This window comes from Nitrosospira sp. TNL200, assembly GCF_055386305.1.
On record NZ_AP041003.1, the window covers coordinates 3043842 to 3057517 of the forward strand.

Here is a 13676-nt window from a genome sequence, read left to right on the forward strand (position 1 = left end):
TCGCTTGATGTGTTACGACCATCTTCACTTGGGTAGTTTCGAGCGAAACTGCAACTGCTTCAGCTCGCACCTGATCTCTGCGTACTTGCTTCTTCCAACCGGTAGAACATCTGTTCCGAGATCCCTACCTGACGGATCAGATTGCTCATGGCATTCCCAGTTCGCCTGCTTCAATACCACCACAATCTGCTCTGTTAAAAACCACTTCTTCATGGCAAACCCCTTGGTCAAGTTTGCCGAAAAACTCGCCTCCTTGCTGGTACTTGGATACAAAATTTCTAGCGGAGCAGTTCGTCCAACGTAACATAATGAAGATGAAGAGAATTTAATCGCTTGGCAGCCACCACCAGATCAATCCAAAAATTATAGCGGAATATCGCGAGCGAACACATGTGCTAGATGCTCTCATCAGTTCGAAGGGAATATTCAGCAGATCTTTGGAAGAAGTATCTTGTAATGGCATTCTGCGACAGACCTTGTGGATCTCCTAGATGTGCCTCTATGCGCTACGAATAAAGCTTCTCTTCACATCACGACTCCTTTCCCACGATTGTGGTGTCGCCAAAAGGCAACACCAAGGTATCTTTATATAACAGTAGGTTACATATTTATAGAAGAACAATTGCTTTATTCGGCGACAGCTTCCCATCCTTTTGTCGATTAACCATATGTTTTAAGGCATTAAAAATTTGGCATGAAACGTGCTTAATTGATTTCACCAAGTTCCAAGCCTTTGTACCTAGATCCTGTCTTATTCATCCACTCAATTGATCAGTCCGGGCAAATGCATATAAAGCTGTCTTCCAAAAAGCCACTGTTTAAAAAAGTTGCTCGCCCAAATCAATTTGGAACACTTTATTAACCAAATTCTCCGGGACATCCAATGCAACTAAATCACGAAAAGGCTCTTCCTCTTAGCAGAATTCCTGTGCCCCCATCTGCTGAAACAATTGAAACTCACTATACGTCGCCCCAAAAATCAAAGTCTCACATCGCTTTTAAGGGACTCTTGGATGAACTAAGTGATGAGGAATATCTTTTGAAATGTACTGATTATAATATCCGCCTTGTCGATTCACCCAGGCAACGGAGCAAAGCGGGCCTGCTAATCAAGCGAATGTATTCCTGGCGTGGCTACACTACCGATGACTCCGCAGTTATTCCGCATAACCCTCATCACCTTACGCTTGAGGCATCAAGGGAGCAGCAACTTTTTGGGACTTTAACACTCGGTATTGACTCCAAAAAAGGTCTGGCGGCTGATGAGCTTTATAAAGATGAGATAAATATTTTTCGCAAAAAGGGCCACAAAATCTGCGAAGTGTCAAAGCTCGCCATTGATCCACAGTTCGGTTCAAAAGAGTTGCTCGCTTCGCTGTTCCACCTCCTTTACATCTATGCCTACACCCTTCACAAGGTAAAAGACGCATTTATTGAAGTTAACCCCCGCCATGCAGCATTTTACAAGCGCATGCTCGGGTTTAAACAAGTTGGAGAGAAGCGCACTTGCCCGCGTGTCGACGCGCCGGCCGTCCTGCTGCACCTGGATCTGGATTATATGGATGCACAGATATCGTCGTTTGCGGGATCGTGCGGATTCAAGGAGAGATCGCTGTATTCATACTTTTTTCCCCGGCATAAGGAAAAAGAGATTCAGCGGAGATTCCAACGTTGCCTTAACTGAAATAAGTGGCTGTAAACCTTGACCTCCACAATTTAAAGTTAAGAAATAAAACACTATCCGATCTCCAGTGAGATCCTGCCTTTCCTCGGTGAGCAGCTGTTGTCGCCAAGAACAAGAATAAGTACGGTAGTGAACCGTCATTGAAACGGATCGCCGCGTAAGCCGCCCAAACGAAAAAAGCGGCGCAAATCGTCCAGGTCCCGCCGAAACGGTGCTGATAATTTTTCGCGGCGATTCCGGAAATCGGATTGAAGTTGTAAGTCGATAGCCCGATCAGGGGATTTGACGATGATCATAAATGGGGCAAGAAACGTCTGGTAAAAATTTGCCTGCCCGCCCAGTTCTTCCTGGATCAGTTTCTGATACTCCTTCGTACTGAACGCAGCTCGCAAAGAATACTCATAGTCCTGCACCACTTCCGGTGGCAGTGAAGCTTCATGCATGTGCGCAAAAAAACCCACGGATTCAAGTAATTTAAGTCTGCCAAAGTCGGCGAGATAGAGCCCGCCTCCCGGCTTTAGAATACGCCGCACCTCTTTGAAGCATGCGCGTAGATGATCAAAATCCGGCAGATGATGCAACGTCATCGTACTGATAACACCGTCAGCAAATTTGTCCGCATAGCTATCCAGTTGCGTGATATCTCCTCGCACGATTTCAACATTTGAAACCTTGCTTATCTGCAACAACTCGTGGGCACTCTGGATCATTTTTTCCGCAAGCTCCACTCCGACAAAGTGGGTTTCAGGATTCAACAGCGCAATCGGCACAAGCTGCGTAGCGGGTCCGCACCCGAGATCGATAACCTGCTGACGTCCGCGTATTGCCAACGTCGCATGAGCGGCATGGAACAGGCTGGAAACAGCCATGATTCCATCTTCGCGTCTTGCGGAATCGGCATATGCCGTGACCTGTTGGGCCCCGTCCATGACCATGGGCTCCGGCTGTCGCGGAAACCTTCGAGAGGTAAAGGCTTCCCTCATCATGATCTTCATCAGGCGGAGCGTATCTGGCATGCAGAGACCCAAATATAATTTCCAACGATATCCGCTATTGATCCTATACGAAGGAGAACGCAGGATTCAGCGGCAGGGTAAAGTAACAGCAACTATGATGCGGAACGGGCAAGCCGGGTGAATTCTAAACCAGTGAGAAGCTTAAGCGATGACAGATAAGACCACAAGGGTAAGTTGATATCGCGTAATACTTTCCTGACAGCATGAGCCTTACGATCAATAAGGATCAGAAGAGACTTACTGCAAATCAAGGCATTGTGGTATTTCGCCTTACTTGCCGCCTATTGAACTTTGAGATTTGATGCAGATGTTGCGCCAACTCATGCAATATACAAGAAAGAGCCGGGAGAGATCTCCCTCCCGGCCCTGACGAGATGTTTATAAAACGTTTATGAGACGTCTTTATATCTAGACGGATTTTTTCCAGCGACGGGTTGCGCCAAGACCCAGTAATCCCATTCCTATCAATGCCAGTGAAGCAGGTTCGGGAATTTGGTTAAAAGTCGTCGATTGTCCGTTATCCTGAAAATTAACCATCAATGTGCTTCCCGAGGAACCATCGAAGTTGAGAAAACGCGTCGAACCTGTTGTAATGGTAAAAAATTCAAGTCCAGCTCCGGCAAGGCTGCCCCCCGAACTGTTCAAGATATATGGATCACAGGAGGCGGCAGTACAATTAGCGCCGCCAATCAGACTATTTATCGTAATGTCGCCAATAAACGAGTTGGCTACCAACTGTATCCCCGATGCGCCACCGCTTTGGAATAGCAAATCCGTGATATGAGTATTGGTAATGTTATCAAAAAGTGCGATGGTACCTGAAGTAAATTGAATGTCAAACGGACCACCGGGAGTCACGTTATTGGGTCCGTTAATAGTGATAAGGTTAGGGTCAGTGGCCGTCACTGTACCGTTGAGATCAACTTCAAATCGATAATCGCCACCCAGAGCGACATTCGTCCCCCCGCCACCCAGGCTGCTGCTTTGCGTCAGCAATGTAAGCGTTTCGTGAAATGTGTCCCCAACATCAAGAGTGTTAGCGGCACCAGCTATGGCCAGGTTTGCATCTGCGGAGAAGAGCTGCGGGCTGCCAATCGTGTTCAATTTATCCAGGCTGATAAATGCACCTGTAGGATTCAGGTCTTTAAATTGAAGTGCGACGGCCTGCGCGTGCATGGGCGCCGTTGCAAAAAGCCCGGCAACCGCGGCTGCGACGCCTACCGATGATAATTTTTTTCTTGCAAGTGATTTGTCCATAATTCCACCTCCCTTAACTCAAAATTGATTAACCAACTTTTAATAATAGAAATAATACTATTGTGCTATCCACTGCTATCTACTGCTATCTGCTGCTCTCCACGATTATATCTAAGCACTATTCATGCCTGTTTCATAAACCACCGCTATTTCAATGACTTAATATTTTAAAGTCAGATAACAAAAACCACATTGTAAGAATTTTCGACATAAAACATAGGAACGAAAGTAAGCTTCAAAAAAGCAGGACCGGAAGACGTTCTTCTGGTCCTTGTGTTGCTCCAGCTAATCGGGCCTCGTTCTTCGGGATACACCGAAACCCAGCAGACCTACCCCTAATAGCGCCAACGAACCAGGCTCGGGTATAAAGGTCGTCGATTGTCCATTGTCCTGAAAATTAGCTATCAAGGTATGCGTTGCGAAGTCAGAGCCATTGAAACTTAGAAAACGGCTCGAGCCAGTGGTAATTGCGAAAAACTCGCTTTCAACTCCGGTAATGCTGCCCATGGCATTATTCCGGATATATGGATCGCAGTTGACACATCCCACGCCTCCCAACAGGGTGTTCAATGTTATGTCACCGATAAATGAGCCCGCGATCAGTTGGACGTTAGACGCGCCACCGCTCAAGAAAGTCAAATTTGCGATATGGTCGTTGGTGGCATTATTGAAAAGACCAATGGTGGCTGAATCAAATACGACGTCAAATTTAGATGTGGCGTCGCTGCTCACCGAATTATCCGCATTAAGCGTAATGGGAGTTCCAATGGCATTAGTGACGTGGCCCAGAATGGAGACATCGAATCTATAATCTCCGCCCAGACCGAATACTGTGCCGCCAGCCCCCAGACTGCTGCTGTTGGTCAGCAATGTGAGTGTTTCCGTAAAGCTATCGCCATTGTCGAGGACGTTATTCGCACCAAGGTTGGTCGATGCAAAGTATAATTGAGGACTGGCAATTGTGTTCAGTTTATCCAAGAGGATGAACGGCCCGGTTGCACCGCCGCTGAGATCTGACCAGTTAAGAGACGTAGCCTGGACCTGCACAGACGCCATTGTCAAAGTGCCCGCCACCATGGCTGCCCCGGCGGCAGCATATAGATTACCGAATAAATTCTTTTTCACGAATAGTTTCCCTTTGATTGATATCCAACATATGGTTATTTAAACCCTTTGGGAAATATTAAAACCTTTCCCTTGATTCAATCATAAGCAGAAACCGTGCCATATTATTATATTATTAAGTATCAATATGTTACGCAAGTCATGCTAGATAGCTTCGGCGCATGTGTAAGATTTAGGACAAAAGGTCACCGTAGCGGGAGAACGCCGGCATGTATCCGTAGAGTCGTATTTGAGAGGATTTTTTAACGCTTGTAGCTTCGGTTCAGGTAATAGTCCAATACTGGATCCAGAAAAGCATCTGCTTGCGGAATGAAGAGGCCGGCGGGTTCAAGCAACTGACGAGTCCGTTCGTTTGCGAATATCTGATCTTCGGATAGATAATCAAGAAAGATGGGCAGGGTAGCCAAGGCCCGTTTTAACCGCTTTGAAGCAATAGGTGCGGCCAGCCGGGTAATAATATCAAGCCAGGCAGTTGGCAATGTTTTCTGCGCAGGGGCAGACAGACCATATTCACGAAATTTTTTCAGGGCTATTGATCTCAACCGATCAAGGGGCACTGCTCCATCAGAGCCTGCGCAAAGATGCAGGATCTGGCCAGTGGTGCGCGAACTGGAACTCGACCAAATGATCGCCTTGGCCACATAATCGGCAGGCACAAGGTCCACATGATTATGAGTAAGATCTGGAAGCAGCCCCCAGGTACGGCGGCCTGCGATAAATTCGACCAGATGGTAAAAGATTTGAAAATGTGGAATGCGCCCATCGCGGCTATTACCGACTATCATACTGGGTCGATGAACCGTCACAGGCAGGCAGGCCTTTGCCTGATGCTCCATGGCTGCCTCGGCTTCCGATTTTGCCTGTTCATAAGTATTATGAAAACTCCGAGGCTCATTTATCCATCTCTCGGGAAGCGGTCCCTCCCAGCGGCCACCCACTCCTACCGTACTGACCATTTCCACTTTCTGAAGAATTCCATTTTTCCGGCATAGATGGGCAAGCTGCATGACATTGTCCGCCGCACCCACGGCGGCATGGCGTGCAATGTCGAGCGGAAGATTCATCCGGACAATTGCCGCACTATGGATGATATGAGTCACCGATGCTCCGAGCCTCGCGTAATCCGCGGGGTCGAGTCCGAATTCCAGCATCTCGGTATTGCCGCGAATGGGTTCGATCCGCAACCTCGCCATGCCCGAATCGACCTCAAGGTATGTCATTAGCTGCTCGACCCGCTTTTGAAGGGCGGCAGCGTCCTCGGCACGAATCAGCAGAACAAGCCGATGTGAGGAAAACATCAGGAGTTCCCGGACGATTGCGCTACCCAGAACGCCGGTAGCGCCAGTAATGAAATATGTGCTCATGCAATAATGATGACGAACCTGGGATCCGAACGGGTTCCGGTTGACCGGCGTTTTTTTTGAGTTTCAGCGACTGCCATTTGAAGACATTGGAAATGAGGGAAAAAACGCTCAATAATTATCCCGTGCCGAAGTTTCAGATTGACGGTGAGCTCGCCACCTTCAATTGAGAAGGGGTTGCATGTGGCGATCACCCCGACCGGGCGCTGATAAGCCGGAAGAGCAGACAAAGCCGCGGTGAGATCGGCGCGTAATGTCTCCTCGAATATCCTCTGAAAGTCCTCATCTTCCAGATGCTCACTCGAATAATCGTTTCCTGTCGCAGCGCGCATGAATCTTGATTTGTCTATGCTAAGAATGGACGCGATCTCGCCTGAGCCCAGCTGGAAGACGACACTATGCATAATGTAGCTAACACGCCGGAGCTGCTCCTCCACACGCATGGGAGATATCCACTTCCCTCCGGAGGTCTTAAAAGCCTCGGATTTTCTTCCCACAAGCGAAAGAAACCCTTCTTCATCGAGACTACCAAAATCTCCAGTGGGCCAATAACCTTCCGCCGTGAATCGTCCGGCCCCGGACGCATGCCAGTACCCATTAAACACGCCTGGACCGCTAACCAGAATTTCGCCATCGGGCGCGAGACGAACCTGATTCGGAGAAAGCGGCCTGCCGACGGTACCGGGTTTTCTTGACGAAATCCGATTGGTTGCTATCGGTACAATATTCTCGCTTACGCCGTAAGCTTCAAGCACAGGCAACCCGATACCTTCAAACCACTCAAGCAACCAAATAGGCATTGCGGCAGAGCCACTGACGAAATAACGCAATCGTCCACCAAACACTGCACGCATCCTCCTCAATATCAGCTTGTCAGCAAGTTGCCAGGAGATCGTGGTAACAATGCTTCTCTGTTCTCCAGAAATTTTTGCTAGGGCGTGTTCATATCCCGTGCGTATAGCCCAGCGAATCAGCTGGGGTATCGGCCGTGCACGTTTCTCGATATGCCCGGCGATCCCGGCCTGCATGCGTTCAAATACCCGCGGTACTCCGATCAGAATGTGTGGCTGGACATTACCGAGATGATCCATGAGCTCCCGTGGGTCACTCAAGATATAGCTGGTTGCACCTCGGGAGATGGCAAAGAAGTTGATAACCCGCTGGAAGAGATTTGCCAGGGGAAGCCAGCAGAGCAAAATGATGCCCTCCTCAATATCGTCGAAAGCGCTGAGGATTGAATCGATTGCGGTGCATACCTGCTCATGGGAAAATACTATTGCCTTGGGAGGCCCTGTCGTTCCAGATGAAAAAACGATCGCCGCTGCATCCCCCGGATCAGAACCCGGAAATGTATTTCTGAATTCGGTATCATGGTTCGCCGCAAAAATATCCTGGATACCGCGTTCCGATGCGTCCTGTGGATTTTCCTCAAAAATGACGATTAGCTTGACTCGACTGCGAATTTCCTGCGGTATTCTTGCGAGCGTAGCGAGGTTCTGGACAAATAACGCGGTAGGGTCAAGGTGATTGATGACCTGCTCGAGCTGATCGGCCGGGTAACCCGGATCAATGCCTGCGACCGCCGCGCCGGCAATAAAAGACCCCATCTGCGCGTATTCCCAATTGAGCGAAGTGGGCGCCAGAATTCCAATGCGATCACCTTTGCCGATACCCGCTTCAATCAAAGCAGCGCCAACCCTACCTGCCTTCTGCGCAAACTGCTGCCAGCTTACAGGTTGCCAATTCTTGTCCGAATCAAGAATGAAAAACGCAGATGCCGCTGGAGACGCCGCGCAGCGCGCCTCCAGCAAACCGGGTACTGTCCTTTGGCTCATGGTGACATCATCGTTTATGCCATCACCCTTCTCAGGTGTTTCTCGTTACGTTATCCGATCTTCGGATCGTAGGCCCCAAGAGGTTGTGTTATTTGAAGATCATTGTCTTCCAATCCCAGCCATCGCATCTGATGGGTAACATTGCGTCCAAGAAACAAGCGGCGGCGAATGATAAAATTAATAATCGGCGTCATAATGTTCCAGTATGAGCGACTCGCTTTTCCATGCCGAATCAGAGCTGAAAATTCGGGTGTATAGGGGTTATAGCCGAAGTGCTTGATATCGGAGTACATCAGAAGCCAGTTGATGGGATAATTGCTGTGGATAGGATTCCCGTGAGCGCGCCGCTTTACAAGCCCTAAATCATGAACCTGGTGAATCATTGCATCCTGATCATAATCCCATGCATGCAGAGGTGCGACATAACGGGGAAATGGTGTGCCGGCCGGATAACGCTTGGGATTCCAGAAGCGAATCAGCTCCTCCTCGCTGAAGGTACTTGACTCGCGCAGGCCCGGTGGCGTCCAGTCGGCCTCGCAAATGAGCTGGCGCGAGAATTCAAACTCCATGCGCTCCGGTTCCGGCTGCCCAGGAGAATATCCGGCAAGGACAAGAGGAATGCTCTTTTCAGTTGCGACGGTTAATGCATCACCTTCGAATAGCGGCGCGTAAACATACGAAACCGTATAAACTGCGCCGCGCTTCTCCTGATTCATCAGCAGGAATCTAAAGAGTTTGCGATAAAATCTTGCTGACGGGCGGTATACCAAATGATCGATGTCAAGCTTTTCGATTGTTCTGCGGATATTTGCCCATGCGACGTCCGGTATATTGATATCTGTCGTGAACGCGAGTACATTTAAACCATATTCCACCTTGAGGCGATAAAGCAGATATAAACTGTCTTTTCCTCCGCTCAGGCAGACGAGTGCATCGTATGGGCCTTTCCCCCGGCATTCATTCAGTATTTTTTCCAGCTCTTCCCGGCGATCCAAGCGCAGTTTGTCAAGTTCGTTCCCGTCCTCGGGAACATGTTGCCTACATAAAGCACAAATACCGGTAGCGTCCAGATCAGCGCCCGGCACATTGTCGGGGAGCAGGCAGAGCTTGCAGCGATGCATGAAGAATCTTCCCAGGGTTTACTAGACCCTTAAAGGTTGGAATTTACACCTACGTCCAGCAGACTGTAAAATTTTTCGACATTATCATGAAGGTATTATATACATCCCACTCTGAAATCGGGAAAAGTACACTCTATCGCGAAACCAGAATTATTCTTTATGAAACGTAACCTCGATCCGAGAAATAGCAACAGTAAACTGTTCTTGTTTTCGCAGGCGAGCGTCCGTTCGGTTAGATATGCTATGTACTCCGTTTCTGCGCTTGGAGGCGGATGGTGGACAACAGGGAAGAGCTAACGAGTGAAAGCCTTCTGGTTCCCTTTTTCTCTGGGGTTTCGCAATATTACACGCAATAAACGTCGCAGCGCTATTGCGACCTGCGCTGTTGGGTTTGGGATTGCTGCCCTGCTTCTCGCAAGTGGCTTTATGGAATGGATGCTTAGAGAATTTCAGGAAACCACGATTAAATCCCAACTTGGTCATCTGCAAATCGTGCGCCCCGGTTATCATGATGCAGGGAAGGCCAACCCCTTCGCCTTCCTGTTGCCGGATATCGTTCCCGAACTAATAACAGACAAATTGGAGCAAATCAGAGTAGTTGCTCCTCGCCTTTCGTTTAGCGGCCTGGTCAGTTATAAAGAATCGACGCTTTCTTTTATAGGTGACGGCGTTAGCCCCCAAGAACAATTGGCTTTTGGAAATGCCTTGCAGATTTCGGAAGGTCAGAATCTCTCAATCGATGACTCGACAGGAATCATAATGGGGGAGGGACTTGCGCGCAATCTGGGCGTAAACGTTGGAGACAGCGTAATACTGCTGGCAAGTACTGCGTCCAGAGGAATCAATGCGGTCGAGGTAACGATTCGCGGCCTCTTTACTACGGTCACCAAATCTTATGATGATTCCGCTTTGCGAATCCCCATTGAAACCGCTCGCCAATTGTTGCGAACCAAGGGTTCTCACATATGGGTGGTGCTTCTGGATGACACCGGTCAAACCGATATCGTACGCTCTGCACTGCAAAACATGCTGCCTATGGACAAGTTTGAGATTGTGCCATGGTACAGGCTATCGGACTTCTACAACAAGACCGTAGCTCTATTTACCAAACAGATCCATGGAATCAAACTCATCATTGCTTTGATCATCCTTCTCAGTATTTCCAATACGATGACAACGAATGTCAGGTTGCGAATTGGAGAAATTGGAACCTCTCTTGCGCTCGGCGTGAAGCGCGGAAGTATCGTCCGCCTATTCCTGAGCGAGGGTATTCTACTCGGCTGTTTTGGCGGACTACTTGGATTGGCAGTGGGATTGCTATTGGCTGGCGTGATTTCAAGTATTGGCATTCCGATGCCCCCTCCCCCCGGAATGGCACGAGGTTATACAGGAGAAATTCTGGTCACCTGGCACACAGTGCTGGAATCTCTGGGGCTCGCAGTCTCCACGACTTTGCTCGCAAGTATTTACCCTGCCTGGAAGGCCTCAAGAATGCCGATTGTGGCAGCATTGCGCCATAATCGGTAGCTGGTGGGAAACATGCTCAAACTTGCTCTCCGCAATGTTTTTCGCCAAAGGACGCATACCATCATGACTTTGGGGGCCATTATATGCGGTGTAGCGGGATTGATCCTTGCGAGTGGCTGGGTAAACGATATCTTCGTTAAACTTGCGGAAGCACTGATTCATTCACAGTCCGGTCATATGCAGATCTACAAAAAAGGCTACTACGCTGCCGGGTCACGAACACCGGAGAAATACCTGATCACTGCGCCCAACGCTATCGAACAACAAATTATAAGCACTCCAGGGGTCGACAATGTGATGGCACGACTCAATTTTGCAGGATTACTCAATAACGGACGTAGCGATCTGCCAATAAACGGTGAAGGAGTGGAGCCTGGACAAGAAAACAAGCTGGGCAGCTTTGTTTCAATCGTAGCTGGACGCCAGCTAACCGACAAGGATACTTTCGGTATTATATTGGGGTATGGCGTAGCTCAAGGGCTGCAATTAAAACCCGGAGATCATGTAATGTTGCTGGCAAACACACTCGACGGCGCGCTGAACAGCATGGAGTTTGAGGTAATCGGAGTATTTCAGAGCTTCTTCAACGACTACGATGCGCGTGCCGTAAGAATTCCCCTTGCTGCAGCCCAGGAACTACTTGGAACCCAAGGCGCAAATGCGCTAGTTGTCTTGCTTAAAGACACCAATGGCACGAACGGCATTGCTGCCCAGCTAAACGAGCAATTTCGGCCCGCGGGATTGGAGGTAAAAACTTGGGTGGAGCTAAATGATTACTACGAAAAGACCGTCGAACTCTATAGACACCAGTTTGGTGCTCTACAATTGATCATTCTCGTCATGGTACTGCTGAGTGTCGCGAGCACCGTAAATACAGGTGTTTTTGAACGGGTGGGGGAATTTGGTACAATGATGGCGCTGGGTAATCGCGGTCAACAGATATTCTGGTTGATCATGACCGAAAGCGCGTTGCTTGGGATAATTGGCAGTAGCCTCGGACTCGGACTCGGCATAGCACTCGCGCTTGCCATCTCTGCCATTGGTATTCCCATGCCGCCACCCCCTACAGCCAGCCTCGGATATATAGGCCACATCCAAATCATGCCTTCCGCTCTGCTAACATCCTTTGCTATTGGTTTTGGTGCGTCAGTTCTCGCGGCTATCCTTCCGGCAAGGCACGTTTCCCATACGCCCGTGATCGAGGCGCTCAGGCAGAATTTCTGATTGCCGGCGCCGTATCACGACTGGATTTCAGTCTTTTTCTGTTTTTCTGAAGAACTCAAAACGAATAGCGCAACTCTGTATAAACACGGTCATTGTGGTCGAAACGGCCAAACAAACCCGGGGTTTTTCCCCCAAAAACGTCTGCCCCCACAGCCCAGCGCCAGTTCCTCTGGAAATTCCAGGATAGCCGTGGCCGGAACATCCAGTCGCTGCGATTGAAGCTATGGATGAGCAGGGATTGCGCTTCCAGATTCCGCCAGACTTTGCCTGCTAGCAATACACTGCCTCCGCTCTCCACCGCGTCCGAAAAACTATCCCGGTCATATGAAAAAAAAACCCGCTGAAAAAATTGCACATTCAAGCGGGTTTCGGCGGGCAAACTAAAATCGAGCCCTAACGCGTAATCGAGAGTGTTTTGCCTGACCAACCCATTCGCCGCGGAGGGCCGCGTGACATTAAAACTACGCCCGTCCGTATAGACCAGTTCACCCTTGAACACAATCGAACCAAAATCCTTTGTAACAGTTGCACCAGCCTGATCGATCTTGTCATGCCGTGGCTGAAAAACCAGCGGTTCGGCCGGCCCGCTAACCCGATAGAATGTGGAGGAAGCGTCCAGGCTGTGGTAATAGAATGCTGTCATATCCCAGCCGCTCTTCAGTTGAGATAAGCGAAATCCGTAGTTGGAATTACCAATATTGCGCCCGGAGCGGTCTTCACCCAGGAAACTGGCTGTTCCTCGCAATGGACCAGGATAAAAATCCGCACCAGGCTTACCAATCTCATCAAGGGTTGGAACCGGTATCCATAATATCTCGGCATGCGTATCATTTTTGGAATACTCGGCGCGCATCGCCCATTGCGGTATTCGCAATATGTCGAACGCCGGCAAGATAAACTCGCGCAAATCCTTTGCCGACACAACGTCGGCAAAAAACAGCCCGACCATTTCCCCCCAGATGACATGCTGACGACCAAGACGGAAGTCAAAATTTCCGGCGGAAACATCCAGATAATTTTCCCTCACAAAAAACTGGGCGCGCTGATTCTGGCGAACCGCCTCTGGATAAAAATTGGATACGTCATAGGCGGCGTCATAGTCAAACCGCCCGCTGACTTTCCATTTTATGTGTTCGTTGATCTGGCCGGTACGCGACAACTCAGTCCGAAGCTTTGCCTTGGAAAAATGTTCGGGGCTACTATAGTTGTCGGCAAGTTCCAGTTGCGAAAAACCTCTCCATCCCGTTATCAACTGCTTCCATATGGGAGTAGATGGCGACATCTTAGCCGACGGTTCCATATCGCCGAACAGCGATTCGAGAGAAGCGGCATCGCTTTCCTTTATGGTTTCAGGAGCTTCCTCCTCCTTGATAAAGGAACTGACGGGGAGCGGCGAAAGGGAAAAAGACAGAGATGAATAGGGTAAAAACAGCAGTTCGCCATCAATTACATTCACATTCGGCGAGGCGAGAGGCTTCGATGGTCTTGTTCCACTTTTATCTGGAAAACCGGACAGGGATAATGAC

The 13676-nt window shown here is 49.2% G+C and carries 11 protein-coding genes; 3 read left to right on the forward strand and 8 right to left on the reverse strand.

The genetic code is table 11. The annotated features are described in order from the left end of the window. Window positions 1-24: 24 nt before the first annotated feature. Complete coding sequence (locus ACZ5CE_RS13730; RefSeq protein ID WP_464575463.1) at window positions 25-213, reverse strand: hypothetical protein; 189 nt, start codon at window positions 211-213, stop codon at window positions 25-27. Window positions 214-883: 670 nt separating this feature from the next. Here ACZ5CE_RS13730 and ACZ5CE_RS13735 point away from each other — a divergent pair. After that, window positions 884-1684, forward strand: coding sequence for an N-acyl amino acid synthase FeeM domain-containing protein (locus ACZ5CE_RS13735; RefSeq protein WP_464575464.1), 801 nt, complete (start codon window positions 884-886; stop codon window positions 1682-1684). Window positions 1685-1821: 137 nt separating this feature from the next. On the opposite strand, the gene ACZ5CE_RS13740 is transcribed toward ACZ5CE_RS13735, so the two are convergent. From ACZ5CE_RS13740 to ACZ5CE_RS13765, 6 genes are all read right to left on the reverse strand, one after another. Further along, window positions 1822-2700 carry a class I SAM-dependent methyltransferase gene (locus tag ACZ5CE_RS13740; protein WP_464575465.1) on the reverse strand — a complete coding sequence of 293 codons (879 nt, stop codon included), beginning with the start codon at window positions 2698-2700 and terminating at the stop codon, window positions 1822-1824. Between the two features lie 408 nt (window positions 2701-3108). Then, the gene (locus ACZ5CE_RS13745) at window positions 3109-3957 is read right to left on the reverse strand and encodes a PEP-CTERM sorting domain-containing protein (RefSeq protein ID WP_464575466.1); all 849 of its coding nucleotides are present in this window, start codon (window positions 3955-3957) and stop codon (window positions 3109-3111) included. A gap of 285 nt (window positions 3958-4242) precedes the next feature. Next, the gene (locus ACZ5CE_RS13750) at window positions 4243-5082 is read right to left on the reverse strand and encodes a PEP-CTERM sorting domain-containing protein (protein ID WP_464575467.1); all 840 of its coding nucleotides are present in this window, start codon (window positions 5080-5082) and stop codon (window positions 4243-4245) included. A gap of 242 nt (window positions 5083-5324) precedes the next feature. Next, entirely contained in the window at window positions 5325-6446 is a 1122-nt protein-coding gene (locus tag ACZ5CE_RS13755; protein ID WP_464575468.1) for an SDR family oxidoreductase, read from the reverse strand. Next, a complete protein-coding gene (locus ACZ5CE_RS13760; protein ID WP_464575469.1) occupies window positions 6443-8278 on the reverse strand; it encodes an AMP-dependent synthetase/ligase in 1836 nt (611 codons plus the stop codon). Before ACZ5CE_RS13760 ends, ACZ5CE_RS13755 begins: the two co-directional genes overlap by 4 nt. Window positions 8279-8328: 50 nt before the next feature. Then, on the reverse strand, window positions 8329-9399 hold the full coding sequence (locus ACZ5CE_RS13765; RefSeq protein ID WP_464575470.1) for an adenine nucleotide alpha hydrolase family protein: 1071 nt from the start codon (window positions 9397-9399) through the stop codon (window positions 8329-8331). Window positions 9400-9699: 300 nt separating this feature from the next. Between ACZ5CE_RS13765 and ACZ5CE_RS13770 the strand changes: the two genes are divergently transcribed. Both ACZ5CE_RS13770 and ACZ5CE_RS13775 read left to right on the forward strand, forming a co-directional pair. Beyond that, window positions 9700-10926 carry an ABC transporter permease gene (locus ACZ5CE_RS13770; RefSeq protein ID WP_464575471.1) on the forward strand — a complete coding sequence of 409 codons (1227 nt, stop codon included), beginning with the start codon at window positions 9700-9702 and terminating at the stop codon, window positions 10924-10926. 12 nt (window positions 10927-10938) lie between these two features. Further along, window positions 10939-12150, forward strand: a complete 1212-nt coding sequence (locus tag ACZ5CE_RS13775; protein ID WP_464575472.1) for an ABC transporter permease — start codon at window positions 10939-10941, stop codon at window positions 12148-12150. A 55-nt stretch (window positions 12151-12205) separates the two neighbouring features. On the opposite strand, the gene ACZ5CE_RS13780 is transcribed toward ACZ5CE_RS13775, so the two are convergent. After that, on the reverse strand, window positions 12206-13606 hold the full coding sequence (locus tag ACZ5CE_RS13780; RefSeq protein ID WP_464575473.1) for a DUF1302 family protein: 1401 nt from the start codon (window positions 13604-13606) through the stop codon (window positions 12206-12208). Window positions 13607-13676: the final 70 nt, after the last annotated feature.

Coding starts and splice junctions, on each gene's coding strand:
- ACZ5CE_RS13730 (WP_464575463.1), bottom strand. CDS start 213: ATGAAGAAGTGGTTTTTAACAGAGCAGATTGTGGTGGTATTGAAGCAG.
- ACZ5CE_RS13735 (WP_464575464.1), top strand. CDS start 884: ATGCAACTAAATCACGAAAAGGCTCTTCCTCTTAGCAGAATTCCTGTG.
- ACZ5CE_RS13740 (WP_464575465.1), bottom strand. CDS start 2,700: ATGCCAGATACGCTCCGCCTGATGAAGATCATGATGAGGGAAGCCTTT.
- ACZ5CE_RS13745 (WP_464575466.1), bottom strand. CDS start 3,957: ATGGACAAATCACTTGCAAGAAAAAAATTATCATCGGTAGGCGTCGCA.
- ACZ5CE_RS13755 (WP_464575468.1), bottom strand. CDS start 6,446: ATGAGCACATATTTCATTACTGGCGCTACCGGCGTTCTGGGTAGCGCA.
- ACZ5CE_RS13760 (WP_464575469.1), bottom strand. CDS start 8,278: ATGAGCCAAAGGACAGTACCCGGTTTGCTGGAGGCGCGCTGCGCGGCG.
- ACZ5CE_RS13765 (WP_464575470.1), bottom strand. CDS start 9,399: ATGCATCGCTGCAAGCTCTGCCTGCTCCCCGACAATGTGCCGGGCGCT.
- ACZ5CE_RS13775 (WP_464575472.1), top strand. CDS start 10,939: ATGCTCAAACTTGCTCTCCGCAATGTTTTTCGCCAAAGGACGCATACC.